This window comes from Candidatus Collinsella stercoripullorum, from assembly GCF_027669965.1.
Lineage (GTDB): Bacteria > Actinomycetota > Coriobacteriia > Coriobacteriales > Coriobacteriaceae > Collinsella > Collinsella stercoripullorum.
Genome location: NZ_JAQECM010000028.1, coordinates 946 through 27,061, shown reverse-complemented (window position 1 = coordinate 27,061; position 26,116 = coordinate 946). Strand labels below are relative to the sequence as shown.

General features: G+C 68.1%; 24 protein-coding genes. 14 read left to right on the top strand and 10 right to left on the bottom strand.

Annotation, left to right across the window (positions count from 1 at the left end; translation table 11 throughout):
- From PHA29_RS06780 to PHA29_RS06745, 8 genes are all read left to right on the top strand, one after another.
- Positions 1 to 289, top strand: a 289-nt coding sequence (locus PHA29_RS06780; RefSeq protein WP_270848813.1) for a biotin/lipoyl-containing protein, incomplete at its 5' end; no start/stop codon positions are given.
- Positions 290 to 396: 107 nt separating this feature from the next.
- Positions 397 to 1,542, top strand: coding sequence for a sodium ion-translocating decarboxylase subunit beta (locus PHA29_RS06775; RefSeq protein WP_270405259.1), 1,146 nt, complete (start codon positions 397 to 399; stop codon positions 1,540 to 1,542).
- A gap of 18 nt (positions 1,543 to 1,560) precedes the next feature.
- Positions 1,561 to 1,698, top strand: a complete 138-nt coding sequence (locus tag PHA29_RS06770; protein ID WP_270405260.1) for an OadG-related small transporter subunit — start codon at positions 1,561 to 1,563, stop codon at positions 1,696 to 1,698.
- A gap of 357 nt (positions 1,699 to 2,055) precedes the next feature.
- Positions 2,056 to 2,367, top strand: coding sequence for a citrate lyase acyl carrier protein (citD, locus tag PHA29_RS06765; RefSeq protein WP_270405261.1), 312 nt, complete (start codon positions 2,056 to 2,058; stop codon positions 2,365 to 2,367).
- Between the two features lie 8 nt (positions 2,368 to 2,375).
- Complete coding sequence (locus tag PHA29_RS06760; protein WP_270848812.1) at positions 2,376 to 3,245, top strand: aldolase/citrate lyase family protein; 870 nt, start codon at positions 2,376 to 2,378, stop codon at positions 3,243 to 3,245.
- A complete protein-coding gene (gene citF, locus PHA29_RS06755; RefSeq protein ID WP_270848810.1) occupies positions 3,245 to 4,780 on the top strand; it encodes a citrate lyase subunit alpha in 1,536 nt (511 codons plus the stop codon). Before PHA29_RS06760 ends, citF begins: the two co-directional genes overlap by 1 nt.
- Positions 4,781 to 4,853: 73 nt before the next feature.
- Complete coding sequence (gene citX, locus PHA29_RS06750; protein WP_270848809.1) at positions 4,854 to 5,483, top strand: citrate lyase holo-[acyl-carrier protein] synthase; 630 nt, start codon at positions 4,854 to 4,856, stop codon at positions 5,481 to 5,483.
- Between the two features lie 3 nt (positions 5,484 to 5,486).
- Positions 5,487 to 6,878, top strand: a complete 1,392-nt coding sequence (locus PHA29_RS06745) for an oxaloacetate decarboxylase subunit alpha (protein ID WP_270848807.1) — start codon at positions 5,487 to 5,489, stop codon at positions 6,876 to 6,878.
- Positions 6,879 to 7,109: 231 nt separating this feature from the next.
- Here PHA29_RS06745 and gltA read toward each other — a convergent pair whose 3' ends face one another.
- The 8 genes from gltA to glmU all read right to left on the bottom strand — a co-directional run bounded on the left by gltA (position 7,110) and on the right by glmU (position 16,672).
- Positions 7,110 to 8,516 (bottom strand): NADPH-dependent glutamate synthase, encoded by a 1,407-nt coding sequence (gene gltA, locus PHA29_RS06740; protein ID WP_270405266.1) that lies wholly within the window; start codon positions 8,514 to 8,516, stop codon positions 7,110 to 7,112.
- Positions 8,504 to 9,340 (bottom strand): sulfide/dihydroorotate dehydrogenase-like FAD/NAD-binding protein, encoded by an 837-nt coding sequence (locus tag PHA29_RS06735; protein ID WP_270848805.1) that lies wholly within the window; start codon positions 9,338 to 9,340, stop codon positions 8,504 to 8,506. Before PHA29_RS06735 ends, gltA begins: the two co-directional genes overlap by 13 nt.
- Positions 9,341 to 9,590: 250 nt before the next feature.
- Positions 9,591 to 11,213, bottom strand: coding sequence for a LuxR C-terminal-related transcriptional regulator (locus tag PHA29_RS06730; protein ID WP_270848804.1), 1,623 nt, complete (start codon positions 11,211 to 11,213; stop codon positions 9,591 to 9,593).
- 179 nt (positions 11,214 to 11,392) lie between these two features.
- A complete protein-coding gene (locus PHA29_RS06725) occupies positions 11,393 to 11,830 on the bottom strand; it encodes a hypothetical protein (protein ID WP_270848802.1) in 438 nt (145 codons plus the stop codon).
- A 91-nt stretch (positions 11,831 to 11,921) separates the two neighbouring features.
- Entirely contained in the window at positions 11,922 to 12,422 is a 501-nt protein-coding gene (locus PHA29_RS06720; RefSeq protein ID WP_270848799.1) for a hypothetical protein, read from the bottom strand.
- Positions 12,423 to 13,356: 934 nt separating this feature from the next.
- Positions 13,357 to 13,986 (bottom strand): aminoacyl-tRNA hydrolase, encoded by a 630-nt coding sequence (gene pth, locus PHA29_RS06715; RefSeq protein ID WP_270848797.1) that lies wholly within the window; start codon positions 13,984 to 13,986, stop codon positions 13,357 to 13,359.
- A gap of 256 nt (positions 13,987 to 14,242) precedes the next feature.
- The gene (locus PHA29_RS06710; RefSeq protein ID WP_270848796.1) at positions 14,243 to 15,229 is read right to left on the bottom strand and encodes a ribose-phosphate diphosphokinase; all 987 of its coding nucleotides are present in this window, start codon (positions 15,227 to 15,229) and stop codon (positions 14,243 to 14,245) included.
- Positions 15,230 to 15,280: 51 nt separating this feature from the next.
- The gene (glmU, locus tag PHA29_RS06705) at positions 15,281 to 16,672 is read right to left on the bottom strand and encodes a bifunctional UDP-N-acetylglucosamine diphosphorylase/glucosamine-1-phosphate N-acetyltransferase GlmU (RefSeq protein ID WP_270848794.1); all 1,392 of its coding nucleotides are present in this window, start codon (positions 16,670 to 16,672) and stop codon (positions 15,281 to 15,283) included.
- A 436-nt stretch (positions 16,673 to 17,108) separates the two neighbouring features.
- On the opposite strand from glmU, the gene PHA29_RS06700 reads away from it, so the two are divergent.
- The 4 genes from PHA29_RS06700 (at position 17,109) to PHA29_RS06685 (ending at position 22,470) form a co-directional block, all read left to right on the top strand.
- Positions 17,109 to 18,029 carry an energy-coupling factor transporter transmembrane component T gene (locus tag PHA29_RS06700; RefSeq protein ID WP_270848793.1) on the top strand — a complete coding sequence of 307 codons (921 nt, stop codon included), beginning with the start codon at positions 17,109 to 17,111 and terminating at the stop codon, positions 18,027 to 18,029.
- On the top strand, positions 18,026 to 19,435 hold the full coding sequence (locus PHA29_RS06695) for an ABC transporter ATP-binding protein (RefSeq protein WP_270848792.1): 1,410 nt from the start codon (positions 18,026 to 18,028) through the stop codon (positions 19,433 to 19,435). The genes PHA29_RS06700 and PHA29_RS06695 overlap by 4 nt, the downstream gene beginning before the upstream one ends.
- Positions 19,416 to 20,168 (top strand): DUF6580 family putative transport protein, encoded by a 753-nt coding sequence (locus PHA29_RS06690; protein WP_270848791.1) that lies wholly within the window; start codon positions 19,416 to 19,418, stop codon positions 20,166 to 20,168. The genes PHA29_RS06695 and PHA29_RS06690 overlap by 20 nt, the downstream gene beginning before the upstream one ends.
- A 295-nt stretch (positions 20,169 to 20,463) precedes the next feature.
- On the top strand, positions 20,464 to 22,470 hold the full coding sequence (locus tag PHA29_RS06685; RefSeq protein ID WP_270848789.1) for a cation:proton antiporter domain-containing protein: 2,007 nt from the start codon (positions 20,464 to 20,466) through the stop codon (positions 22,468 to 22,470).
- 209 nt (positions 22,471 to 22,679) lie between these two features.
- On the opposite strand, the gene PHA29_RS06680 is transcribed toward PHA29_RS06685, so the two are convergent.
- Entirely contained in the window at positions 22,680 to 23,525 is an 846-nt protein-coding gene (locus tag PHA29_RS06680) for an exodeoxyribonuclease III (protein WP_270848787.1), read from the bottom strand.
- Between the two features lie 207 nt (positions 23,526 to 23,732).
- On the opposite strand from PHA29_RS06680, the gene PHA29_RS06675 reads away from it, so the two are divergent.
- Positions 23,733 to 25,058: a hypothetical protein gene (locus tag PHA29_RS06675; protein ID WP_270848786.1), complete on the top strand. Its 1,326-nt coding sequence runs from the start codon at positions 23,733 to 23,735 to the stop codon at positions 25,056 to 25,058.
- Between the two features lie 176 nt (positions 25,059 to 25,234).
- Positions 25,235 to 25,987 carry an NAD-dependent protein deacylase gene (locus PHA29_RS06670; protein WP_270848784.1) on the top strand — a complete coding sequence of 251 codons (753 nt, stop codon included), beginning with the start codon at positions 25,235 to 25,237 and terminating at the stop codon, positions 25,985 to 25,987.
- Here PHA29_RS06670 and PHA29_RS10645 read toward each other — a convergent pair.
- The coding region (locus PHA29_RS10645) for an integrase core domain-containing protein (RefSeq protein ID WP_408612036.1) at positions 25,984 to 26,116 on the bottom strand (133 nt) is incomplete at its 5' end. The two genes, PHA29_RS06670 and PHA29_RS10645, sit on opposite strands and share 4 nt — an antisense overlap.

Here is a 26,116-nt window from a genome sequence, read left to right as displayed (position 1 = left end):
CGCCGCGGCCCCCGCTCCGGCTCCCGCCGCCGAGCCTGCGCCCGCTCCGGCCCCGGCCGCGCCCGCGCCCGCCGGCGCCAGCGTGCAGACGGCCCCCATGCCCGGCAAGATCGTCGACGTCCAGGTGAAGGTCGGCGACAAGGTCTCCTCCGGCGACCCGGTCATGGTGCTCGAGGCCATGAAGATGGAGAACCAGATCATCGCCGAGTCCGACGGCACCATCGCCTCCATCGCCGTGTCCAAGGGCGACATGGTGAACCCCGGCGACGAGCTCTTCAGCATCGCCTAGCTTCGCGCCAAGCGGGGCGGCGGGTCCGCATGGGACGCGCCGCCCCGATCGGCATAGCGCGCCCTGCGCGGCGCGCGTCCGTTGTATCCATAGGAGAGGATTGACCATTGGATGTACTGACTCAAGCGGCTGACGTCCTGACCGCCGGCGTGATCGGCCTCGGTGCCGAGCCCGGTCGCATCGTCATGATGCTCGTGGGCGTCGTGCTCATGTACCTGGGTATCAAGAAGGGCTACGAGCCCACCCTGCTGGTGCCCATGGGCCTCGGCACCATTCTCGTGAACATCCCCGATTCCGGCGTGCTGCTGACCGGCGGGGAGCCCGGCCCGTTCCAGATCCTGTTCGACATGGGCATCGACACCGAGCTCTTCCCGCTGCTGCTGTTCATCGGCATCGGCGCGATGATCGACTTCGGCCCGCTGCTGGCGAACCCGTTCCTGCTGCTGTTCGGCGCCGCGGCGCAGTTCGGCATCTTCTTCGTCATCATCGTGGCCGGCCTGCTCGGCTTCAACCTGGCCGACGCCGCCTCCACCGGCATCATCGCCGCCGCCGACGGCCCGACCTCGATCTTCGTGGCGAACTCGCTCAACTCCAAGTACCTCGGCGCCATCATGGTGGCGGCCTACTCCTACATGGCGCTCGTGCCCATCATCCAGCCGATCGCCATCAAGGCCGTGACCACCAAGAAAGAGCGCATGATCCGCATGCAGTACAAGCCCGGCTCGGTGTCCCAGACGGCCAAGATCATCTTCCCGATCGTCATCTGCGTCGTCGCCGGCCTCATCGCCCCGGCCTCCCTGCCGCTCGTCGGCTTCCTGATGTTCGGCAACCTGCTGCGCGAGTGCGGCGTGCTCGACAACCTGGCCATGTCCGCCCAGAACGAGCTCGTCAACCTGATCTCCATCCTGCTCGGCCTGTGCGTCTCGGTGCGCATGCAGGCCGGTGAGTTCCTGCAGGTCGACACCCTCATCGTCATGGGCCTCGGCCTCGTGGGCTTCGTGATGGACACCGTCGGCGGCGTCATGTTCGCCAAGGTCCTGAACCTGTTCCGCAAGGAGAAGATCAACCCCATGATCGGCGCCTCGGGCATCTCGGCGTTCCCCATGAGCTCCCGCGTCATCCAGAAGCTCGCCACCGAGGAGGATCCCGGCAACTTCATCCTCATGCAGGCCGCCGGCTCCAACGTCGCAGGCCAGATCGCGTCCGTCGTCGCGGGCGGCCTGATCCTCGGCATCGTCCCCGGCCTCATGTAAGAAAGGAGGATGCAGCGTATGTCTACCGCGATCCTTTCGGAGTCGCTGCTGATCCTGGCCCTCGGCTGGGGCGGCATCTTCGTCGTCATGATCATCATCTACCTGGTGTCCATGGCGCTCATGCGCCTGTTCCCCGCGGACAAGGACGCCCAGTAAGCGCTACGTGACCCTATTCGCCATCGATTCGCACGGACGGGCGCGCCCCCGTCCGTGCGCGGCGGCCCTGCCGCCATCTCCTTTGTGGCATGCGCGCACCCGTACGGGCGCGCTGTGCCGGCAACGACCTTCCCTGCGGCCGGGTGCAGCCGCGCTGCGGGGAGGGGGCTGCTTCCGACTTCGGGTGACCGATCCGGACGTCCCGCCGACGAGGCGGCGCGACCGGGTGGATGCGGTGCAGGCGGTCGATGCTCAACGAGCCGCACGCGCATCGAGAGGGGCGTGCGCCCTCGGTGTATTTGAAGGAGAAGGTTCATGGGGCGCACGACCTGCGCCCGGGATTGGAGTGATCCAAACATGGAACTGAAGCAACAGGCTGTTGCGGGGACCACGGAATCGAGTGACATCATGGTCACCATCGATCCGGTCGGCGGCGATGCCGTCGAGATCACCCTCGACAGCAGCGTCGAGAAGGCCTTCGGCGACCAGATCCGCTCGGTCATCGCCGAGACCCTGAAGAACCTCGGGGTCACGGGCGTCAAGGTGACCGCCGTCGACAAGGGCGCCCTGGACTGCACCGTCCAGGCCCGCACCATCGCGGCCGCCTACCGCGCCGCGGGCACTGCCGGCGAGTACGACTGGAAGGAGATCGACGCATGGAACGCCTAAGGAGAACCATGATGTTCATGCCGGGTGCCAACCCGGCAATGCTCCGCGACGCCGGTCTGTACGGCGCGGACTCGCTCATGTTCGACCTCGAGGACGCCGTCTCCCTCGCCGAGAAGGACACCGCCCGCGCGCTGGTGCACTTCGCGCTCAAGACCTTCGATTACGGCGATACCGAGACCATCGTGCGCATCAACGACCTGAACACGGTCGGTAAGCTCGACATCGACGCGGTCGTCCGCACCGGCGTCGACGTGATCCGCCTTCCCAAGACCGAGTGCGCCCAGGACGTCATCGATGCGGACGAGGTCATCACCGAGGTCGAGCGCGCCTGCGGCCGCGAGGTCGGCTCCACGGGCATCTTCGCCGCCATCGAGAGCGCCGAGGGCGTCCTGAACGCGCTGTCCATCGCCCAGGCCTCCCCGCGCGTCTGCGGCATCGCCCTGGGTGCCGAGGACTACGTCACCAACCTCAAGACCCAGCGCGCCTACGGCGACAACATGCAGCTGTATTTCGCGCGCGAGATGATCCTGCACGCGGCGCGCGCCACCGGCATCGCCGCCGTCGACACGGTCTACTCCGACGTCGACAACATGGACGGCTTCCGCGCCGAGGTCGAGCACATCAAGACCCTCGGCTTCGACGGCAAGTCCGTCATCAACCCGCGCCAGATCCCCGTGGTCAACGACGTCTACGCGCCCACGGAGAAGGAGATCCAGAAGGCCAAGGAGATCGTCTGGGCCGCCCGCGAGGCGGAGGAGAAGGGCCTCGGCGTCATCACCGTCCGCGGCAAGATGGTCGACAAGCCCATCATCACGCGCGCCGAGCGCACGATCATGCTGGCTAAGGCTTCCGGTCTCATCGGGGAGGAGGATCTCTAATGGCTCTCAACAAGGTCGGTCGGGAGATTCCCGACGCGTACGCCGAGCAGTTCGGCACCTTCGGCTCGGAGTTCGAGAACGTCAAGCCCTACGCCGCCGCCGTGCACACCGTACACCCGCGCACCCCGGGCGAGTCCAAGCTCCTCGACTCCATCCACGACGCCATCGTCAAGACGGGCATCACCGACGGCATGACCATCTCGTTCCACCATCACTTCCGTGAGGGCGACTACGTGATGAACATGGTGCTCGATGAGATCGCCCGCATGGGCATCAAGGACATCTCGATCGCCCCGAGCTCCATCGCCAACGTGCACGAGCCGCTGATCGAGCACATCAAGAACGGCGTGGTGACCCACATCACCTCCTCCGGCCTGCGCGACAAGCTGGGCGCCGCCATCTCCGCCGGCATCATGGACGAGCCGGTCATCATCCGCAGCCACGGCGGCCGCGCCCGCGCCATCGAGCGCGGCGACATCCACATCGACGTCGCCTTCCTGGGTGCCCCCTGCTGCGACGAGTACGGCAACGCCAACGGCTTCGAGGGTCCCTCCGCGTGCGGCTCGCTCGGCTACGCGCTCATGGACGCCCAGTACGCCGACCAGGTGGTCCTCGTCACCGACAACCTGGTGCCCTACATCAACACCAAGATCTCCATCCCGCAGTCGCAGGTCGACTACGTGGTGAAGGTCGACGCCATCGGCGACCCCAAGGGCATCGCCAAGGGCGCCACGCGCTTCACCAAGAACCCCAAGGAGCTCATCATCGCCGAGTACGCGGCCGACGTCATGATGGCGTCCCCGTACTTCAAGCCGGGCTTCTCCTTCCAGACCGGCACCGGCGGCGCCTCCCTCGCGGTGACGCGCTTCCTGCGCCAGGGCATGATCGACAACGACGTCAAGGCCTCCTTCGCGCTCGGCGGCATCACCAACTCCATGGTCGAGCTGCTCGACGAGGGCCTGGTCGGTGCCATCACCGACGTGCAGGACTTCGACACGCCCTCCGGCGCGTCGCTGGCCCGCAACGCCACCCATCTGGAGATCGACGCGTCCATGTACGCCTCGCCGCTCTCCAAGGGCGCCATGGTCAACCGCCTGGACATGGTCATCCTGTCCGCGCTGGAGATCGACACCGACTTCAACGTCAACGTCATCACCGGTTCCGACGGCGTGATCCGCGGCGCCTCCGGCGGCCACTGCGACGCCGCCGCCGGCTCCAAGATGGCCATCATCTGCGCGCCGCTCATCCGCGGCCGCATCCCGACCGTCGTCGACAAGGTCACCACGGTCGTCACGCCGGGCTCGAGCATCGACGTGCTTGTGACCGAGGTCGGCATCGCCGTGAACCCGGCGCGCACCGACCTGATCGAGGCCTTCGAGGACCTCAAGGTCCCGCAGTTCACCATCGAGGAGCTGCGCGACCGCGCCTACGCCATCGTGGGCGAGCCGAAGCCGATCGAGTTCGGCGACAAGACCGTCGCCCTCATCGAGTACCGCGACGGCACGCTGATCGACGCGGTGCGCAACTGCAAGTAGTTCGAGCGCACGTCCCGCGGGGCGCCCGGTCTTCCGGGCCGCCCCGCGGGGATATCGAAAGGAGGGGAGCCGCATGGAGGCAACCGAGAACCGCACGGGCGCCGTCGCGGGCGATGGGTCGCGGGCGGGGGCCGTCGGGCCCCGGGGCCGTGTCCCGTCGTTCGCCGACGTGTTCGACGGGCCGTCCGTGGAGCTCCCCGCCATGCTCGATGCCCGCGAGCGCCGCGCCGCCTGCCAGCGGCGCCTGCTCGCGGAGGCGGACGAGGGCGAGAGCCTGCTGTCCGCGACCCTGTCCATCCCCGGTCCGCACAAGACCTCCGCGGTGCTCGAGCGCGTCTTCGACGAGCTCATGGCGGCGGCGGATGCGGCCCTGGCCGACGTGCCGGTGCGCCGGCGGACGCGCTTGGGGGGACCTGCGGGCCCGGAGCTCATGGAGCTCGTGGGGCTTGCCCCCGAGGAGCTCAAGCGCAGGATGACGGGTATCGAGCAGGACCATCCGCTGGGAAGGCTGGCGGACCTCGATGTGCTCGGACGAGGGGACGCGGTGCCCCGTTCGGTCTCCCGGACCGAGCTGGGCCTGCCGCCGCGCAGGTGCCTGATCTGCGACGGCGAGGCGAAGGCATGCGCCCGCTCGCGCGCGCACACCGTATATGAGATGCAGGAGAAGATTGCCGAAATCATTCAGCAAGGAGGTCATATCTAAACCATGAGCAAGCAGATCAAGTTCACCGAGACCGCCCTGCGCGACGGTCAGCAGAGCCAGATCGCCACGCGCATGCCCATCGAGGACATGCTGCCGATCCTGGAGACGATGGATCAGGCGGGCTACTACTCCATGGAGGTCTGGGGCGGCGCCACGTTCGACTCGTGCCTGCGCTACCTGAACGAGGACCCCTGGGAGCGCCTGCGCACCTTCCGCGCCCATGTGAAGAACACGAAGCTGCAGATGCTCCTGCGCGGCCAGAACCTGCTGGGGTACCGCAACTACGCCGACGACATCGTCGAGTCCATGGTCAGGAAGTCCGTGGAGAACGGCATCGATGTCATCCGCATCTTCGACGCCCTGAACGACGTCCGCAACCTGCAGACCTCCATCCGCGCGGCCAAGGAGGCCGGCGGCGAGGTCCAGGCCGCCATCTGCTACACCACGAGCGACGTGCACACGGTCCCGTACTTCGTGAACCTCGCCAAGGAGATGGCCAAGGCCGGCGCCGACACCATCTGCATCAAGGACATGGCCGGCGTGCTCGAGCCCGGTGTCGCCACCGAGCTCGTGGGCGAGATCAAGGCCGCCGTCGACCTGCCGCTCGAGGTGCACACGCACTGCACCGCGGGCATCGCCGAGATGACGCTGCTGAACTCCGTGAAGGCCGGCGCCGACATCATCGACACCGCCATCTCCGCCTTCGCCGGCGGCACCTCCCAGCCGTGCACCGAGTCCATGGCCATCGCGCTCGAGGGCATGGGCTACTCCACCGGCCTGAAGATGGACAAGCTCGAGGAGATCGCGCAGCACTTCGCGCCGGTGCGCACGAAGTTCAAGGAGAACGGCACGCTCAACCCCAAGGTCATGGAGGTCGAGCCCAAGGCCCTGCTGTACAAGGTCCCCGGCGGCATGCTGTCGAACCTCATCTCCAACCTCAAGGACCTCGGCGTGTCCGACAAGTACAACGAGGTGCTCGCCGAGGTGCCGCGCGTCCGCGCCGACCTGGGCTATCCGCCGCTGGTGACCCCGCTGTCCCAGATGGTCGGTTCCCAGGCCATGATGAACGTCGTGACCGGCGAGCGCTACAAGGTCGTTCCCAAGGAGATCAAGGACTACGTCCACGGTCAGTACGGCAAGTCCCCCGCGCCGATCGACCCGGAGGTCCAGAAGATGATCATCGGTGACGACGAGCCCATCACCTGCCGTCCGGCCGACCTCATCGAGCCGGCGCTGCCCGCCATCCGCGAGGAGATCAAGCAGTACGCCAAGAGCGAGGAGGACGTGCTCGACTACGCGCTGTTCCCCGACCAGGCGCGCGACTTCCTCGGCCGCCGCGAGGACCCGTTCTACGACGTCCCCGTGCAGGAGGTCGAGGTCTCCATCGAGGCCTAGCCTGCACGACGGATAGGGCGGCCCCGCTGCCGTGATTCCCTGCGCCCGCCGGCTTTCCCGCCGGCGGGCGCTTTCCATGCCGGTCGACGGCGGGGGCCGGCCCGACGGCTTCTGCCATCCGGGCCCGTCCCCCTTTTGGCGGCAACGGTCCCCATGCCCGACAAAAAAGCGCCCGCCAGTCGCGTGCCGGCGGGCGCCTGTGCGGTTTTTGCCCTATGGTCCCGAGCGGTCCTACTCCTCGCCCAGGATCGTCTTCTTGATGGACGCGGCGGCCTTCTTGCCGGCGCCCATGGCCAGGATGACCGTCGCGGCACCGGTGACGATGTCGCCGCCGGCCCAGACGCGCGGGTTGGAGGTGCGGCCGTCCTCATCGGCCTCGATGAGACCCCAGCGGTTGAGCTCGACGTCGGCGCAGAGCTTGGCGAACGGGTTCGCGCGGGTGCCGATGGCCGTGATGGCGACGTCGCAGGGGATGGCGAACTCGGAGTCCTGGACCGGGATGGGGCGACGACGGCCCGACGAGTCGGGCTCGCCGAGCTCCATGCGCTGCAGCTCGATGGTCGACACGAAGCCGTCCGGGCCGGGCAGGAAGCGCAGCGGGTTGCAGAGCTCGAGGATCTCGACGCCCTCCTCCTTGGCGTGGTGGATCTCCGCGCGACGGGCGGGCATCTCGGCCTCGGTGCGGCGGTAGGCCAGCGTCACGTGCTCGGCGCCCAGGCGCAGCGCGGTGCGCGCGGCATCCATGGCCACGTTGCCGCCGCCGAACACCACGACGTTCTTGCCGTGGCGGATCGGCGTGTCGTACTCGGGGAACTCGTAGGCCTTCATGAGGTTCGTGCGGGTGAGGTACTCGTTGGCGCAGTACACGCCGGGCAGGTTCTCGCCCTTGACGTGGAGGAAGCGCGGAAGGCCGGCGCCCACGGCGAGGTACAGGGCGTCGAAGCCCTCCTCGTTGAACAGCTCCTCGGCATCGAACAGGCGGCCGGCGACGGAGTTGTACTCGAAGTGGACGCCCAGCTGCTCCAGGCCCTCGATCTCGCGCTTGACAATGGCCTTTGGCAGACGGAACTCGGGGATGCCGTAGGTCAGCACGCCGCCGCCGGTGAAGAAGGCCTCAAAGACGGTGACGTCGAAGCCCTCGCGGGCCAGCTCGCCGGCGCACGCGATGCCGGAGGGGCCGGAGCCCACGATGGCGACCTTGTGGCCGTTGGACGGCTTGCACTCGGGAGCCTCGCCCACCTCGTCTGCCATGTCGCCGAGCATGCGCTCCAGCTGACCGATGGCGACGGGGTCGCCCTTCTTGCCGAGGATGCACTTGCCCTCGCACTGGTTCTCCTGCGGGCACACGCGGCCGCAGACGGAGGGCAGCAGGTTGTCCGCCTTGATGGTGGAAAGCGCGCCGGCCCAGTCCTCCTCGCGGATCTTTTCGATGAACTGCGGGATATGGACGCCGACCGGGCAGCCCTCCATGCACAGGGGCTTCTTGCAGTCGAGGCAGCGGTTGGCCTCGGCGATGGCGTCGGCCTTGGTGTAACCCGTGTCGACCGGGCGGAAATCGCGCGCGCGCTCGGCGGCGGGCTCCTCGTTGGCGGGGGTGCGGGGCGCGCCGATGTTGGGGCGGTACTTTACTTCTGGCATGCGCAGTCCTCCTCGTAATGCTTGATGGAAGCGGCCTCCTCGGCGCGGTAGCTGGCCTGACGGTGGGCGAGGTCATCCCAGTCGACCAGGTTGGCGTCGAAGTCGGGGCCGTCGACGCAGGCGAACTTGGTCTCGCCGCCCACCTCGACGCGGCAGCACCCGCACATGCCGGTGCCGTCGACCATGATGGGGTTGAGGCTGGCGATGATGGGGATCTTGAACTCGCGGCAGGTGAGGGTCGAGAACTTCATCATGGGGACGGGGCCGACGCAGAAGCAGGAATCGATCGCATCGGACTCGCACAGGCGGCGCAGCGGCAGGGTCACGATGCCCTTCTCGCCCATGGAGCCGTCGTCGGTGGTGATGAACAGGTTCTCCAGCGGCAGCGCGGCGAACTGCTCGAACAGGATCAGCAGGTCCTTGGTGCGCGCGCCCATGATGACGGAGACTTTCTTGCCCTGCTCGCACAGGGTGCGGGCGACGGGGTAGGCGATGGCCAGGCCGACGCCGCCGCCGATGACGGCGACGCGCTCGCCCTCGACCTCGGTGGGGCAGCCGAGCGGTCCGGTGATGTCGCGGATCTCGTCGCCCTCCTCGAGCTTGGACAGGCACTCGGTGGTCTTGCCGACGACCATGAAGATGAACTCGATCCAGCCCTCCTCCGGGTTCCAGTTGGCGAAGGTGAACGGGACGCGCTCGCCGGTCTCGTCGATGCGCACCATGAGGAACTGGCCGGCGTGCGCCTTCTTGGCCATCCTCGGGGCGTGGACGCGGAACTCGAAGACCTTCTCCGAGAATTGCGTCTTCTTCAGGATCTTGTACATAAAACCCCTCTCTTATCTGCGGGGATGCGGAGAGCCCGGCGCGGGCGCGCATCCCGCGTGCAACCCTGCACGCGTCCGCCCAAGCGGGCGGCGCATACAGGTCAAGTATACCCCGCGATGTAGGTGGCAGGTGCTCCGAACGGGGGAAGTCGGCCGCGTCGGCGCTTCATCGGCAAGGGGCTGCGTGCGGGGTCTCGGGACGCCGGGCGCGCTGCGGGTCGGTGCGGACTCTGCCTGGACGGGAGCTCGCTCAGCGCGCTCTCTTGTGAGGGCCGCCGTCCTCAACCTTGCGAAGAGCGAAGACCGCCCTGCGGGCGCACGACGCTTCCATGTCCTCCATCTTGCTTCTAAGCTCGGGGAGGGAGTGAACGCCCAGTTTTCGATATAAATGGGCCAGATGCGTATTGACCGTTGCCTTGGTGACGCATAGACGGGCTGCCGCCTCCTCGATGCTGTCACCATGGAGAACGCGCGCGAGCACACGGTATTCACTCTGGGTAAGTTGAACCGCATGCCAGGCGAGCGCTGTCATAAGCCGGTCCTCCTCATCGAGTGCGTCGTATCGCTTGCGCCCGATATATCTGATGAGGAGATCGGTCGCGATACCGGCGGCGGTCAACAGCAGCAAAACGGCAAACATTTGGGCGAGTGAGGGTTTGGAAAGGGCGTCCTGCATCTGCGGCACATGCGCCAGCGCAGATGAAGTACCGAACCCCATCAACACCCATCCGACGATCTCGGATAGAAGGGCGTCCAGCCCGATTGCGCCGCGGCGATAGGCGTGCTGCAATAGGGCGCACAGGGCGACTAGAACCGCGACGCAGGCGAAGGACAGCAGATGCCAGCCGCTTATCACTTCGATAGCACGGTGTCCGTCGGTGGAAACGATATGCGCGAAAAGGAAACCGAACAGGCCGATAAGCGCTTTTTGGGCCTTCGGTAAGCGATTCCGGCGGCGTGCCGGACGATTGTCGGGCTGGAGGACGACAGGCCCCGTTCGTAGGGAGGCTTGACCCGAAAGAACCGTTGCCGACATGAAAAGAAGGGCGGCAACCCTATTCGGCACGCCGAGTTCCAGAATGACAATGATCGGGGCGGCCACTGCAAGGCATGCCAGTGCAGACAGCCCGAGATGGATGTTCGCCGATATGGTCGAAAAGTGCACCACGGCGTATACGATCAGCGCTGCAACGAGAGCTGTATAAACAGCGAAGCCGAAACCCCCCTCAACGAGGCGCCCGCAGATTGTCCTTCGGATTGGTGAGAACAGGTCTTGGACGAGAATGAGCAGGGCGAGCCCTGAACATGCCGAGCATGCCTCGTACTGCCAGGATGTCCTGCGGTGTCTGGGGGTGCGTGCAAACGCGATGCATGCCAAGCCAAGGAGTATCAAGCATGGAGGTGGCATGGATTCTATGCGGGAGATGGCCCACGCCGAGGGAAATGATGGACGGGTGCACAGCGAAGCGATGAGGACGCCGATCCCGCTGACCGTGATGCCAAAACTGACGGATGCCGTCAGCGTGGATCGCGGTACCCATCGGCGCCTGCCCTCATCCTTCCGGAGGTAGTCTTCTGTCGGACCGAGGATTCGGACAAGCGCCGATCTTGCTTCTGAACGGTTCGCAACGCCTAGTTTTGCATAGAGCCTCGAACAGTAGGTTCCAGCGGTGGAGCGGGATATTCCGAGAGCCTGCGCCATTCGAGCTGTAGAGTAGTCCCCGTACAGGGCAAACGCCACCTTTGTCTCCTGATCGCTGAGGTTGCGGTCGCGAAGCAGGGCTGCGGTAGAAGAGGACATGTCGTCGATGCTCAGGCCATGGTGGCGCTCGGGTCGCTGATCGGGGGTGGATACCGATGGATCCCGCACCATGGCGTCCCGCCTTTCTGGGGAAGCGTTTACGGCAACGATGGAATCAGGTAGTTGAGAAAATAGTAGAGCGCGAATCCGATGGCAAAGGGAAGAAGGTAGAGGGCCGCCTTTCTGAGTCGGTCAGCGGTTGAGGGCTTCATAGCGGGCTCCTTTCAGATAACCAAGAGTGGTTGAGGGCTTCATAGCAGACTCCTTTCAGATAGCCAAGAAGTCATTTCAGATTCGAATTCCGTCGGATCGCTTAGCTGCATGGCATCGATCACCTCACCATTTTCCACATAGAAAAGTGCCGGGAAATAGCGAAACGGGGGAAATCGGTCGTCGAAGTAGGTGCGCTCTTTGTCGGTCGGCGCAGAACTTGCCTCGTATTCAAACAAGGTCATATTGTGATCACTCAAGAATTGATCTTCGACGGTCCGGAGGGCCTCGCAGTAGATGCACCCCTCCTTTGTGAGTTGAATCCAGAATGCCTGATTGCTCTCCATTCTCTCGTCAAGCGCCTCAATAGTGGACAAGGAAAGGCGAGTTCCCGGGCGATGCACGATACTTGCGGCAAAACAGCCAATTCCCAAGATAATGCCGATGCATGCTGCGAGAACTTTGTATCGATTCGGCATGAGCGGGCTCCTTCGAATAAGGGAACGCATGAGGCGAGCGTTCGTTGCCGAGCGGTGGGGAGATGCTGAATGTGTTGGCTATCGGATGGGTTTACGCATTGATGCAGCGGATGCATTCCATCGAATGAGGTGGATAGACGCTGCAGCTCAAGTAGACTGCCTTGCTCGAGGGCACAGGATTTCCGACGAGTCGCTTTATTGCAATGGAAGCCCAAGTTGCTCCGGACTGCCCTGTTGCGGAGATAACAATCCCATCGATGACGGAAGCGACAACATATCCAACGATTGCCTTTCCAACATACACGGCGATTGATACAGCCAACGCACCGCTTCTCATAGAAGGTATATCGTTGATCGTCGTGGAATCCAGTCGCTCCATACGGCAGACCTCTTCCAGTTCTCCGTTCGAATCAAGCTGATATGTTGCCCATGTGCTTCCGCTGCTATTGACCTCATCGATATAGATGGTGGCTTCAGCGGATATACCGACGGGCAGAGACTCTTCGGCGAAAATCATTGAAGGGAAAAGCGACAGTCCGAGAAATGAGGTTGTGGCAAGCGATAGAACTTCGCGACGTGTCATAGCGTGCATTGCAGCCTCCCAACATGGTTTTGGCATCGTGTTGCGTTAGTCTGGACCGCGGCATGCACCAATAGTCAAGCTGCCTTCCGATTTTGTCTGTAGTACAGCGTGATGAATTGCGTTTACGGAAGAAAAAGCGCCGTTCACGGCATGCGTTATGCTGCAAACGAGGTGGAGACGTCTGAAAACGGTCCTACCTCGTTTCTAGCCGAACTCGCTGACGCAGAGCTCCATCAGCTTGCTCGTAGCACGCGGCCGATGGAAGGCTCGTTGCCAAATCAGTTGAAGCGGGGCGGACATATGGGCTTCTGAGACGGAATCGCCGGGCGGAGGCGTCTCGGACGACGGCCCAGGAGTGGTAAAAAAGTTTACTGTGTGGTTGATTAGGGGTCTTCCGAGTGGGCGGCGGGTATCGCCCGAACAAAAGTGCAAGTACACGCCTTGCAACATTTTTGGGCTACTCGGGAAGTCTCGATTTAACTATACAGTAAAATTCTTTACCAGCCTATGAGACCGATGGGGTTCTTCTGCCACCCGTGCATCCTCCCTGCGCGGCTGGTCGCCCGACCTGCGAGAAGAGCCGGTCCGCCTCGCGATGGGATGCTGTCTGGCTCGTGGGCGGTGCCTCGGCGGTGTTCCCGGGTGCGCTCCGTCAAAGCATGTCGCACCTGACATGAGGACCCTCTCTCAGGGCGCTTCGTGTCAGGTACGACATGCTTTCGGGCTTGTGGAGGCGCGGCCGTGCGGATATGGCGCCGTGCGGGCACGCGTCCGTGCAGACATGGCGCCGTGCGGGCGCGCGGCCGTGCAGGCACATCGCCGCTCGGGCGTCCCGTGAGAGGGTATCGCCGCATGAGCGCGGGCCCCCAAAGGAAAAGCGCGTGCCGACGGGCACGCGCTGCAACGTTGTTCGAGATACCGCGATATTCCGGAGGGCCGTCGCTCAGTGCTTGCCGTTGCTGCCCGCCGACCCGTTCACATGGTCGCGGGCGAAGATGACGCCGCGCGTGAGGGCGAGCGCGGCCGCCTCGGCTGCGCGGAAGGCGGCGTCGTCGAACTCCTCGGCCTCACGGGCACGCAGCTGCTTCAGGACGAAGTCCGCCACGGCCATGCGTCCCGGAGGATCGCCGATGCCTACGCGGATGCGGCTGAAATCCCGGCTGCCCAGCTTGTCGATGATCGAGCGCAGGCCGTTGTGGCCGGCGTGGCCGCCTCCGACCTTCACGCGCACATCACCCGCGGGGATATCGAGCTCGTCGTGGATGACGAGCAGCTCCTCGGGGCGGATCTTGTGGGCGGCGCACAGCTTGGAGATGGGGCCGCCGCTCGTATTCATGTACGACTGCGGCTTGACGAGCAGCACCTCGCGCTTGCCGCCCTCGGCGTCCGAGTCGTTCACCTGGATGGACGCCACCTCTGCGCCGGACTGGTTCTTCCAATAGGTGACGTTCGCCTGGCGGGCGAGCTCGTCGACCGCGCAGAAGCCGGCGTTGTGCCGGGTGCGCGCGTACTCCTCGCCGGGGTTGCCGAGCCCCGCCACCATGCGGATCTTGCCGGGTTGCGCTGCTGCCATGCGGCTCCTTTCATCTGTGTTCCTGCAGCATGGTGAGTTCGCCCGCGCGGGCTGTCAAATGCTTCGCAAAAACTGCCGGGATGCGGGGCCGGGCCGGATCGGTCGGCGGTACCCGCGCTGTAGTCTCAAGCGCCGGCCGCCGCCGGTACGAGGCGCCCGCCGAGACGCAGCCGGCACGGCGCCTGCTACGCAAAAGGGCCCGCACCGTGTGGCGCGGGCCCTGCGGTTCGCAAGGGCGATGTCGTCGCGTTCCCCGTTACAGCGCGAAGTCGCCGCCGACGAGCTTGGACACGGACTGCTCGACGTAGACCGCGTCGATGGCGCTCGCGAACTCGTCCGCCACCGTGATGGTCTTGATCTTGCCGCCCACCTCGACCGGGATGGAATCGGTGACCACGCACTCCATGATGGGGGCGTCGTTCAGGCGCTCGATGGCCGGGCCGGAGAAGATGCCGTGCGTGGCGCACACGTAGATGTCGCCGGCGCCCAGGTTCTTGAGCTCGCGCACGTTGGCGCACAGGGTGCCCGCGGTGTCGATCATGTCGTCGTTGATGATGCAGGTCTTGCCCTTGATGTCGCCGATGATGCCCATGACCTCGGCGGCGTTGTGGCGCGGGCGGCCCTTGTGGGCGATGGCGAGGTCGCAGCCGAGCATGTCGGACAGCTTCTTGGCGGCCTTGGCGCGCCCCACGTCGGGGGAGACGACCACGAGGTTCTCGGTGTCGAGGTTCATCGCGTTGTAGTAGTCGCCGAACAGCGGCAGGGCGGACAGATGGTTCACCGGGATGTCGAAGAAGCCCTGGATCTGGCCCTGGTGCAGGTCGAGCGTGATGATGCGGTCGACGCCGGCGCGCTCGAGCAGGTTGGCGACGAGGCGCGCGGTGATCGGCTCGCGCGGCGCGGCCTTGCGGTCCTGACGGGCGTAGGCGTAGTGGGTGATGACGGCGGTGATGGTGCGGGCGGAGGCGCGCTTGGCGGCGTCGGTCGCCACAAGCAGCTCCATCAGCATGTCGTTGACGTTGGGTCCGGCGATGGACTGGACCAGGAAGACGTCTGCTCCGCGGACGGACTCATCGAACCGGGCGTAGATCTCGCCGTTGGCGAATTTCTCGAGGGCAAGGCCCGAGAGCTCGACACCCAAGATGTCGGCGACCTTCTGCGCGAGCGGCCGGTTGCATGAGCCCGAATACAGGCGCAGCGTCTTGTACATCTGCTGGGTCATTTTTTGGTCCTGTGCTGGCATCTGCCCTTACTCCTTAGTCTGATGGACTGCCTTGCCTCGAAGCCGACCATGCTACAGCCGGGCGCGACGGCGCTCGGTGTAACCTTCGACGATGCGCTGCTCGGTGCGCTCGATGGCGAGCGCGCCGTCAGGGACATCCTTGGTGATGGTGCCGCCGGCGCCGGTGATGGCGTCGGAGCCGATGTGCACGGGCGCGACCATCATCGTGTCCGACCCGATGAAGGTGCGGTCGCCGATGACGGTGGCGTGCTTGTTCTTGCCGTCGTAGTTGCAGGTGATGGAACCGGCGCCCACGTTGACGTCGGCGCCCATGGTGGTATCGCCGATATAGGACAGGTGCGGGACCTTGGAGCCCTCGCCGATGGTGGATTTCTTGATCTCGACGTGCGTGCCGACATGGGCGCGGTCGAGCAGATGGGTCCCGGGGCGGAGGTAGGCGCGGGGGCCGCAGGTGACGTCGTCCTCGACCACGGCCTCGATGGCGACGGTCTCGTCGAGCGAGCAGCGGTCGCCCACGCGGGTGTCCGTGAGGCGCGTGTTGGGGCCGAGCTGGCAGTCCTCGCCGACTTCGCATGCGCCGATGAGGTGGGTCTGGGGCCACACCACGGTGTCGCGGCCGACCTTGGCATCCGGGCCGATCCAGGCCTGCGCGGGGTCGATGAAGGTGACGCCCTCGGCCATGAGGCGGGCGTTCACGCGGTCGCGCGCGACGGCGGTGAGCTCGGCGAGCTGGGCCCGGCTGTTCACGCCCAGGCCGTCGCGGTAGTCGTCGCAGTGGTAGATGGTCACGGCCTCGCCGGCGCGGCGCAGGATCTCGAGCATGTCGGGCAGGTAGTACTCCCCCTGCGCGTTGTCGCAGCCGATCTCGCCGATGTGGGCGGCGAGCTGGGCGCCGTCGAATGCGTAGCAGCCCGCGTTGCACTCGGTGAGGGTCGCCGCCTGCTCGGGCGTGCAGTCCTTCTGCTCCACGATGCGGGCGACGGCGCCGTCGGCGTCGAGCTCGATGCGGCCGTAGCCGAACGGGTCGGGCGGGGTCATGGTGAGTACCGCCGCCGCGGCCTCGTCGGCGGAGACGGTCCGGGCGAACGAGCGCACGGTCTGCGCCTGGATGAGCGGGAGGTCCCCGTTCAGGACGACGACCGGGCCCGCATCGATGCCGGTGGCCTCGAGCGCCACGCGGACGGCGTGGCCGGTGCCCAGGCGCTCGGCCTGCTCGACGCACTCGATGGGGGCGTCGGCGGGGTAGGACCCGGAGAGCAGCGCGCGGACCTCGTCGGCATGGCTGCCGACGACCACGACGACGCGGGAGCATCCCGCGGAGAGCGCGGCGTCGACGACCCAGCAGATCATCGGCTTGCCCAAGATCTTGTGCGAGACCTTCGCGTGGTTGGATTTCATGCGCGTGCCCTCGCCGGCGGCCATGATGATTGCGGTGACGTCCATCGGAATCCCCTCGGTTTGCCTGTTTGCGCGCGGCGCCCGCAGCGATGCCCGGACGCACGTGCTTCGATGATAGCGCAGCATGCACGGCGCACGGTCTTCAACAGATACAAACCACGTCGCGCCGCAGGAGGGCCGGATCCCGCGTCCGGGGAGGGGTCGTTTCCGCCGTTCGAGGGCTGCTGCCCCCGGGGGGGTTGGCCGCGGCGGCCGGGCCCCGATCGATTCGCGACGCCCGGGGCCGCTCCATCCCGCGCCGCGAAGCGGCTTCGTCCTCGAACACGGCACCGTTGTGGTCGGTTGGCGGGGATGCCCCCATGCGCCCGCGCCGCCCGCGCGCGATGGCTACAATGGTCGCGTTCGACGGGCGATGCGATGAGGGAGGCGCCGGTATGGGGAGTGCGAGCGCGCTGCGGCGCCGCCGGGCGGTGAGCCTGCCGTGACCAGGTCCGTCCACACGGCGTTCTCGTCCGCCCACCCCGTCGTCCCCGCATGCTACCTGGTGTTCACGCTCGCGCTCACCATGGGTTCCATGCAGCCGGCGCTCATTGCCATCTCGCTTCTGGGGGCCCTCGCCTACGGGTGCTGCGCCCGCGGGGTGCGCGCGAGCCTGGCGTCGCTGCGCTGGCAGCTGCCGCTCGTGCTGCTCGTGGCCCTGGTGAACCCGCTGTTCTCCGCCGCGGGCTCCACCGAGGTCGCGCGGTTCGGCGTGCGGGCCGTCTACCTGGAGAGCCTCGCGTACGGATGCGCCATGGGCGCCCTGTTCGTGGCGAGCGCGCTGTGGTTCCAGGCAGCCGCCCGGATGCTTTCGTTCGACAAGGTGATGGCGCTCGCCGGCAACGCCGCCCCGGTCGTGGCGCTCATGATATCGATGACGATGAGGCTCATCCCGCATTTCGCCCGCCGCGGACGGCAGGTCGCCGGCGTGCAGGCGGTGAACGCGCGCGCCGCGGGCGCGGGGCCGCTGCCGTCCGACGCCGGCTCGACGGGTGCCCCGCAGGCATTCCGCGGGGGCGTCAGCGAGGACGTCCGCGCGCGCCTGCGGCTCACCTCGGTCCTGATGGGCTGGGGTATGGAGGATTCCCTCGAGACCGCCGACGCCATGCGCGCCCGCGGTTGGGGGGCGGCGCGCCGCACCACCTACACCCGTTACCGGTTCTCCTCATCCGATGCCGCGGCCCTGGTCGGGCTGCTCGCGGGCGGATGCCTGTGCGCCGTGCTGGCGTTCACCGCCACGTCCCAGTTCTCGTTCTTCCCGACCGTCACCCGCCTTGTTGCGTGGTGGGGGTACCTGCCCTATGCTGCATGGATGCTTCTGCCCGCCCTGCTCCACCTGCGCGAGGGAAGGATGTTCGCATGACCTGCGCGCTCGAGATCCGCGATGTCTCGTTCTCCTACGCCGGATCGTCCGACCGGGTGCTCGACGGCGTGTCGCTCTCCCTCGAGGAGGGAGCGTTCTGCCTGCTCGTGGGCGACACGGGGTCGGGCAAGTCCACGCTCCTTTCCCTGGTGAAGCCCCAGATCGCGCCGGCGGGGTCGCGCGGCGGGTCCATCCGGGTGATGGGCCGCGCCGTCGAGGAGCTCGACGACGCCGCGTCCGCGCGGACGGTGGGCTACGTGTTCCAGAACCCCGACAACCAGATCGTGTGCGAGAGCGTCTGGCACGAGATGGCGTTCGGCTTGGAGAACCTCGGCGCGCCGCAGGGCGAGATGCGCCGGCTCATCGCCGAGACGAGCTACTTCTTCGGGATCGACGACTGGTTCCGCCGGCAGACCGACGAGCTGTCCGGCGGCCGCAAGCAGCTGCTCGCGCTGGCCTCGACGCTCGTCATGCAGCCGCGCCTGCTGCTGCTGGACGAGCCGACCGCGCAGCTCGACCCGATCGCGGAGAAGAGCTTCCTGCACGCCCTGTTCCGGGTGAACCGCGAGCTGGGGTGCACCGTGGTGGTGGCCACGCATCGGCCGCGGGCGATGGTCGACTACGCCACCTGCGCGCTCAGGCTCGAGGGCGGGTGCGTGCGCGCCGTGGACGACCTCGAGGCGCTGCGCGAGCGGCCCGCGCTGTTCGACGCCGCGCCCGCGCGCCCGACGGCCCCCGCGCGGTCCGGCGCCGACGCCGTCGCGGTGGAGCGCGCATGGTTCCGCTACGGGGCGGACTCCGACTGGGTGCTGCGCGGGCTCGATATCGCGGCGGCCCCGGGCCGCATCCACGCCCTCGTGGGCGGCAACGGGTGCGGGAAGTCGACGCTGCTGGGGGTCATGGCGGGCATGCACAGGCTGCGCCGCGGCTCCGTGCGCACATCGGGCGGGGCGCGCGTCCTGCTGCCCCAGGACCCCCGTGTCCTGTTCTCGCAGGAGGAGGTCCTCGCGGAGCTGATGGAGTGGTCGGGGCGCGCGGGGTACGGCAGGGCCGACGCGGAGCGCATGCTCGGGAGGCTCGGGCTCGAGGCCTGCGCCGGCCGTCACCCCTACGACCTGTCCGGCGGCCAGCAGCAGCTCCTCGCGCTGGGCAAGCTGCTGCTCCTGCGCCCCGCGACGGCGCTGCTCGACGAGCCGACCAAGGGCCTCGACGCGGCGTCCCGCCGGCGGGTGGCGCGCCTGCTCGCGGAGCTCGCGGGCGAGGGGGCAGCCGTCGTCGCGGCGACGCACGACCTGGATTTCGTGGAGCAGGCGGCCGACGACGTCTCGATGCTGTTCGACGGCGAGATCGCCTGCACGGAGGCGAGTGGGGAGTTCTTCCGCGGAAATGTCTACTACCGTCCCTGACACCCCCGCGCGCGGCGTGCGCGCGCGGGTCCTCGGCACCCTCGAGGCGCCCCTGCTCCTGGCGGTCCCCGTCGTCATGACGGCGGCCCTGGCGAGCGGGGTCGACCAGGCGGCGCTGCTCATGCTCGCCGTGGTCGCCCTCGTGCTCGTCTTGTTCTTCGCGGGGTACGAGGCCGACCGGCCGGCGCTGCGCCAGATCATGCCGACGCTCGTGCTCGCCGCGCTCGCGGCGGCGGGGCGCCTGCTGTTCGCGCCGGTTCCCGATTTCAAGCCGGTGTCCGCCATCGCCATCATCGCCGGGGCGACGCTGGGCCGCCGCTGCGGCTTCATGGTCGGGGCGCTCGCGGCGCTCACGAGCAACTTCATGCTGGGCCAGGGCATGTGGACCCCGTGGCAGATGTACGCGTGGGGCGTCATCGGGTACCTGGGCGGGGTCGCCGCCGACCACGGGGCGTTCACCCGCGCCGACGGCAGCGTGCGGCGCCCGGCGCTCGTCGCGGCGGGCATCTGCTCGGGCGCGGTGTACTTCGCGGTCATCAACGCCTACGACGTCATCGGCTTCGTGCGCCCCCTCACCTGGGAGGGGGCGCTCGCGCGCATGCTCGCCGCGGTGCCGTTCGACCTCATGCACGCGTTCGCGACCTGCGTGTTCCTTCTCGTGCTCTACGTCCCGTGGACGCGTCGGATCGCCCGGGTGGTGTGCCGGTACGACCTGCGGGGCGGCGGCGAGTAGGGGGCCGCGGCGGATCGCGGCATGTGGGACGGGCCCGCGTCGCGCCTGCGCGTCCTCCGAGCCGCGCCGGCAGCCCCGCGGTGCGGCGGCGCCGAGGGCCGCGGCGGGTTCGGGGCGTCGCCGCATCTCCCCGATACCCTCGAAATCCTGCGCTCTTTTCATCCCCGGGGGTCTAAACCAGTTGGTCGTGGGTAACATATAGCCGAAATACCGCATGGTTGCCGGGGCGGGCCGTCTGCGTAGCTGCGGCCCGCCCCGTGCTGTCCGCCGCCCGATCACGACCCCCGGAGGTGCTATGCACGGAGACACCATCCTGCTCATGACCTTTGTCCTCGCCCTCGTCGCCGCGTTCGCCGGCGGCATGGTGGCGCGCGCCCTGCGCCTGCCGCCCATCGTCGGCTACCTCGCCGGAGGGCTCGTCGTCGGCCCGTTCACGCCCGGGTTCGCCGGGGATTCGGATGCCATGAACCAGCTCGCCGAGGTCGGCGTGATGTTCATGATGTTCGGGACCGGCCTCCACTTCTCGCTCAAGGACCTGCTCGAGGTCAAGGGCATCGCGGTGCCCGGCGCCGTGCTGCAGATCGCGCTCGGCACGGCGGCGGGCTACGCGCTGGCGATGGCGTTCGGCTGGGAGCCGGCCGCCGGCGTCATGCTCGGCCTGTCGGTGAGCATCGCCTCGACCGTCGTCCTCATCAAGAACCTGACTGACGCCGGGCTCTACCAGAGCCGCGGCGGGCGCATCGCCACGGGCTGGCTGATCGTCGAGGACCTGGCGACGGTCGTGATCCTCGTGGTGCTGCCCGTCGTGTTCGGCCCCGGGGAGACGACCCCCGCCCAGCTCGCGGGCGGCATCGCGGAGGCCCTCGTCAAGACCGTCGCCTTCGTCGCCCTCATGCTCGCGGTGGGGTCGCGGGTCCTGCCGTGGCTGCTCGCCAAGATCGCCCGGCGCTGCCCGCGCGAGCTGTTCCAGCTCGCCGTCGTGGTCATCGCGCTCGGCACCGCCATGGCGGCGTCGGTGCTGTTCGACCTCTCGGTGGCGCTCGGGGCCTTCCTCGCCGGCGTCGTGGTGGGCACCTCGAAGCTCTCGCATCGCGTGGCCGCCGAGGCGATCCCCTTCCAGGACCTCTTCTCCATCATCTTCTTCGCGTCGGTGGGCATGATGGTGAACCCCGCCACGCTCACCGCGCACGCCCTCGAGCTCGCGGCGCTCGTCGCCCTCATCATGGCGGGCAAGTGGCTGATCAACATGGCGCTCGGCGCGCTGTTCTCCGCCGGCGCGCGCACCTCGCTCACCATCGCCGCGGGCCTCTCCCAGATCGGCGAGTTCTCGTTCATCATCGGGCAGACGGGCATGGCGCTCGGGGTGCTGAGCGCCGATCAGTACAGCCTGATCCTCGGCGGCGCCGTGGTGTCCATCGCCCTGAATTCCTTCGTGTTCAAATCGGTCGACCCGCTCGAGCGCCTCATGGAGGCCAGCCCGCTGCTGCTGCGGCGTCTGTACGACCGGCGCGCGCGCTCCATCGAGCCGCCCGCTGAGCACATGGAGGGCCATGTCGTCGTGGTCGGCTACGGCCACGCCGGCGGGTACGTGGCCGAGGTGCTCCGGGACCTCGACGCGCCGTGCCTGGTGGTCGAGCGCGACCTGCCGGTGGCGGAGGAGGCCGAGGCGGCGGGGTTCCCCGTGCTCGTGGGCGATGCGGCCAACTCGGAGATCCTGGCGCACGCGGACCTGGGGTCGGCCCGGGTGCTCGTGATCGCCATTCCGGCGGAGGCGTCCGCGGAGCTGATCGCGCGGGAGGCGCGCGAGCTCGCCCCGGGCCTCAAGATCGTGGCGCGCGCCGACACGGAGGGCGGCGTTGAGGCGCTCGTGGACGCGGGCGTGGACGACCTGGTGCGCCCGGAGCTCGAGGGCGGCATCGAGCTCATGCGCCATACCCTGCTCGACCTGGGGCTCCGCCCGCGCCAGATCCAGGATTACGCGAACTCCCTGCGCGAGAGCGGCTACGAGGCCCTGGGCGACGACCGCCGCGCCGAGCGCCAGCGCGCGCTGGGGGCCCTCGTCGCCTCGCTGTCGGAGCTCGAGCTCCACTGGGTCGAGGTGGGGGAGAGCTGCCCCATGGCGGGATGCGCCCTCGGTGCGCTCGACCTGCGCGCCCGGACCGGGGCGAACGCGGTGGCGCTGCGCCATGCGGACGAGGTCGAGGTCTTCCTGGACGCGAACACGGTGCTGCGCGCCGGCGACTCGGTGGGCCTCATGGGCACGGCCGAGCAGCTCTCGGCCGCCGAGGCCCTGCTCGGCTGACGCCCCGGCGGCGATGCCGCGACGGGCGGGGTGCGACATGCGGGACGGGCCCGGCCGCCAAGAGACGGCGGCCGGGCCCGTCCATGTATACCGGGAGGGCGACGCGGCCGTACTCGCGCGCACGTGGGAAAATGGGGACAGGCACCTTTTTCCCGCGGCGCGGCCCTTCGCGCGCACGGATACAGGGTGTCCCGTCGCCACCCGCCATGCTAGAGGTCGATGACGAGCTCCACGGGGCAGTGGTCGGAGCCGAAGATGTCGCTGCGGATGCCCGCCTCGCGGATGCGGTCGCGCACCGAGTCGCTCACCAGGAAGTAGTCGATGCGCCAGCCCGTGTTGTTCTTGCGGGCGTTGAAGCGGTAGCTCCACCAGCTGTACGCCCCCGTCTCGTCGGGGTGCAGGAAGCGGAACGTGTCGGTGAAGCCCGCGCCGAGCAGCTCGGTGAACTTGCCGCGCTCCTCGTCCGAGAAGCCGGCGTTGCCGCGGTTGGTCTTGGGGTTCTTGAGGTCGATCTCCTCATGGGCGACGTTGAAGTCGCCGCAGGTGACCACGGGCTTGCCCGTCTCCTCCTCCAGGCTTTTCAGGAAGGCGCGGTAGGCGTCGTCCCAGGCCATGCGGGTCTCGATGCGCGCGAGCTCGTTCTGCGCGTTGGGCGTGTAGACGTCCACGAACCAGAAGCGCTCGAACTCGAGCGCGCAGACGCGGCCCTCGGTGACCGCGACGGCCACGAGGTCGGCCGCCTCGCCCTCGCCCGCGAAGGGCAGCAGGCTGTCGGCGCGGCGCACGGACAGCGGCTCCTCGCGGCTGAACACCGCGGTGCCGGCGTAGCCCTTGCGCTCGGCATGGCTCCAGGTCTGCGTGTAGCCCGGCAGCTCGAGCTCGACCTGCCCCTCCTGCAGCTTGGTCTCCTGGATCGCCAGGATGTCGGCGTCGAGGTCGGCGAAGATCTCCTCGAAGCCGGGCTCCTTCCTGAGGACGGCCCGCAGGCCGTTGACGTTCCACGATGCGAACTTGTAGGTGCGCGGGGTGGTGCCCGCGGCGGCGGTGTCGGTCATCGGCGCTCCTTATGCGATGCCCGCTCTCGGCGGGCGGTTTGCGTATCCGGCCCCATCCTACCCGACCGCCGAGGTGGGAGAAAGCCCGTCTCGGAATGGACGCAAGGCGACGGACCGATATAATGGGGGGCACTTGCGAGAACGTGTCGTCGGTGCTGCGCGCGATGGGGTCGCGCGCGCGGTGCTGCCTGTAGGGAAGGGCGCGCCATGTCTTCTGCCGATTCCTCTTCCAGCCGCCGTTGGTCGGATGCCTGCCTGGCCCTCATCAAGGCGGCGTCCGTGGCGTTCATCCTCGCCGGCCTGGTCTACCTGGGCATCGCGGGCGTGAACTACGCCGTGCTGGGGGCCGTCTACTTCGAGAGCGAGCAGGCGGGGACCGTCGTGGTCATCGTCTACGCGCTCGTGCTGTTCGCGCTCGCCTCCGCGGTGGGCGTCGTCGGCATGTGGTCCACCTACAACCGGGCGCGCTTGAAAGCCCTCTCCATCACGGCCTGCGTGTTCGTCATCGCGATCCTGGCGGGCGTGGTCACGGCGAACTTCGGCGTGCGCGACAGCGCCTTCGACAACGGCATCGTGTTCGGCATGAACCTGTTCTTCGGCGTGCTCGCGCTCGCGACGGGCGGTCTGGGCGTCTCGGCGATCGTGTCCGACGGGCGCCCCGGCCCATCGGGCGCCTTCGACGGGCGGGAGGCTCCCGGGGCCCTGGTCCCCACCTCCGCCGTCCCCGCCGCAGATGCGGACGCCACCATGGTGATGGGCCCCGACGACCCTCACGGAACGGTTGAGGCGCGGCCCGATGACCGGGATGAGGAGGATGAGGATCAGGACGAGCCGCCCCGTGTCGGGAAGCGCTTCGCCCCGCGTCCTCCCGCGCCCGCACATGCCGCCGCCCCCGAGCCCGCGCCCACGCCGCTCGACGGGTCCGACCCCGAGGGGGCCGACGCCCCCGAGGCGGGGCCGGACGGTTCCGAGGGGGACGGCGGCCCGTCCGCCGGGGCGGCGGGCGGACGCGGGGATGCTGCCCCTGCCGACGACGGGGACGGCCTCGATCTGGACGAGCCCTCATCGGGAGCCGAGGTGGAGGACGATGCCCCTGCGGGCGACGGCGCCGCCCCTGCGGGGGAGGACGACGGGTCCGCGTCGCCCGACGGCGACCGGGGCGATGCGGAGGGCGTCTTCGTCTCCGGCCTCGTCCGCCGCTACCGCGTGGACACCTCGGCGCCGCGGCGCGACGGGGGCGGGGTCCCCTTGCCCCGCATCGCCCGCACCGCGGTTCCGCGCGACGCGGAGCCCGACCCGATCGACGACGAGGTCGAGGACCTCGGCCCCATCACCTCCTTCGGCCGCGGACCCGCCGCGCCGGGGCCCGCGGCGACCCCGGATGCCCCGGGCCGCGACGGCGCCGTACCGGGTTCCCCGGCCTCGGTCGACGAGGTCGAATGGGTCGACTTCGGCGAGCGCTCCCGTCTGGGCGACGAGGACGGGGAGGCCGACGCCCCGGGCCTGTTCGGCATCCGCCGGCGCAAGCGCTGAGGAGCCCGTCCCCGGCGCGGGGAGGCCGGCCATCCCGGCCACCATGGTCGAGCCGCCCGGCGCGCCCGTCCCCGGCGCAGGGAGGCCGGCATACGCGCGACGGCCCGTGCCGCCCGCGCCCGACGTCCACCCGGCCCGCCCCGTGCGGGCCGAATCCGTAAGGAGGTCATGTTCCCATGGCTCAGATCATCGACGATCCCCGCGAGGCCGCCCGGGTCCTGGCGGGGCTGTTCGGCTCCCATGACCGCGCGGTGTTCTTCGGAGGGGCGGGCGTCTCGACCGCGAGCGGGATCCCCGATTTCCGCAGCGTCGACGGGCTGTACCATCAGCAGTTCCGCTATCCGCCCGAGGTCATGCTCTCGCACAGCTTCTACGAGAGCCACCCTTCCGAGTTCTTCGACTTCTACCGCAGGAAGATGGTCGCCCTGGATGCGAAACCCAACCGCGCGCACCGGAAGCTGGCGGAGCTCGAGGCGTCCGGAGCGCTCACCTCGGTGGTGACGCAGAACATCGACGGCTTGCACCAGGCTGCGGGCTCGAAGCGGGTCTGGGAGCTGCACGGGTCGGTGCACCGCAACGTCTGCCGAGGTTGCGGCGCGGTCTACGATGCCGCGTGGGTCTGCTCCCGCGAGCACGAGGACGGGCGCGGCGTCCCGGTGTGCCCGGCGTGCGGGGGCCCGATCAAGCCCGATGTGGTGCTTTACGAGGAGGCTCTCGACCAGGACGTGCTCGAGGGCGCGATGACCGACATCGCGCGGGCGGACCTGCTCGTGATCGGCGGGACGTCGCTGGTGGTGTATCCGGCGGCCGGCCTCACCTCGTATTTCCGCGGGGATGCCCTCGTGATCGTCAACCGCGATCCCACGCCTCAGGATCGCGACGCCGATGTGCTCATCTCCTGCGATATCGCGGAGGCGTTCGACTTCTAGGTGTTGTGTGCCAATAGGTTGTTTACGCCGGCGACGCGCGACATGGGCGGCAGGCCCCCGCAGGCGCTGTGCGGACGGGACCAATTGTAGTGCTCGATGTAGGCGGGCAGGGCCGAGGCCCTGCCCGCC

Excerpts from the sequence above, each read along its gene's own strand:
- PHA29_RS06685 (WP_270848789.1), top strand. The coding sequence starts at position 20,464 with ATGCACGGAGACACCATCCTGCTCATGACCTTTGTCCTCGCCCTCGTC.
- citF (WP_270848810.1), top strand. The coding sequence starts at position 3,245 with ATGGCTCTCAACAAGGTCGGTCGGGAGATTCCCGACGCGTACGCCGAG.
- PHA29_RS06675 (WP_270848786.1), top strand. The coding sequence starts at position 23,733 with ATGTCTTCTGCCGATTCCTCTTCCAGCCGCCGTTGGTCGGATGCCTGC.
- glmU (WP_270848794.1), bottom strand. The coding sequence starts at position 16,672 with ATGGACGTCACCGCAATCATCATGGCCGCCGGCGAGGGCACGCGCATG.
- pth (WP_270848797.1), bottom strand. The coding sequence starts at position 13,986 with ATGGCAGCAGCGCAACCCGGCAAGATCCGCATGGTGGCGGGGCTCGGC.
- PHA29_RS06745 (WP_270848807.1), top strand. The coding sequence starts at position 5,487 with ATGAGCAAGCAGATCAAGTTCACCGAGACCGCCCTGCGCGACGGTCAG.
- PHA29_RS06735 (WP_270848805.1), bottom strand. The coding sequence starts at position 9,340 with ATGTACAAGATCCTGAAGAAGACGCAATTCTCGGAGAAGGTCTTCGAG.
- PHA29_RS06690 (WP_270848791.1), top strand. The coding sequence starts at position 19,416 with ATGTCTACTACCGTCCCTGACACCCCCGCGCGCGGCGTGCGCGCGCGG.
- PHA29_RS06730 (WP_270848804.1), bottom strand. The coding sequence starts at position 11,213 with ATGGTGCGGGATCCATCGGTATCCACCCCCGATCAGCGACCCGAGCGC.
- PHA29_RS06720 (WP_270848799.1), bottom strand. The coding sequence starts at position 12,422 with ATGCACGCTATGACACGTCGCGAAGTTCTATCGCTTGCCACAACCTCA.
- PHA29_RS06680 (WP_270848787.1), bottom strand. The coding sequence starts at position 23,525 with ATGACCGACACCGCCGCCGCGGGCACCACCCCGCGCACCTACAAGTTC.
- PHA29_RS06760 (WP_270848812.1), top strand. The coding sequence starts at position 2,376 with ATGATGTTCATGCCGGGTGCCAACCCGGCAATGCTCCGCGACGCCGGT.
- citX (WP_270848809.1), top strand. The coding sequence starts at position 4,854 with ATGGAGGCAACCGAGAACCGCACGGGCGCCGTCGCGGGCGATGGGTCG.
- PHA29_RS06770 (WP_270405260.1), top strand. The coding sequence starts at position 1,561 with ATGTCTACCGCGATCCTTTCGGAGTCGCTGCTGATCCTGGCCCTCGGC.
- PHA29_RS06725 (WP_270848802.1), bottom strand. The coding sequence starts at position 11,830 with ATGCCGAATCGATACAAAGTTCTCGCAGCATGCATCGGCATTATCTTG.
- PHA29_RS06670 (WP_270848784.1), top strand. The coding sequence starts at position 25,235 with ATGGCTCAGATCATCGACGATCCCCGCGAGGCCGCCCGGGTCCTGGCG.
- PHA29_RS06695 (WP_270848792.1), top strand. The coding sequence starts at position 18,026 with ATGACCTGCGCGCTCGAGATCCGCGATGTCTCGTTCTCCTACGCCGGA.
- PHA29_RS06710 (WP_270848796.1), bottom strand. The coding sequence starts at position 15,229 with ATGCCAGCACAGGACCAAAAAATGACCCAGCAGATGTACAAGACGCTG.
- gltA (WP_270405266.1), bottom strand. The coding sequence starts at position 8,516 with ATGCCAGAAGTAAAGTACCGCCCCAACATCGGCGCGCCCCGCACCCCC.
- citD (WP_270405261.1), top strand. The coding sequence starts at position 2,056 with ATGGAACTGAAGCAACAGGCTGTTGCGGGGACCACGGAATCGAGTGAC.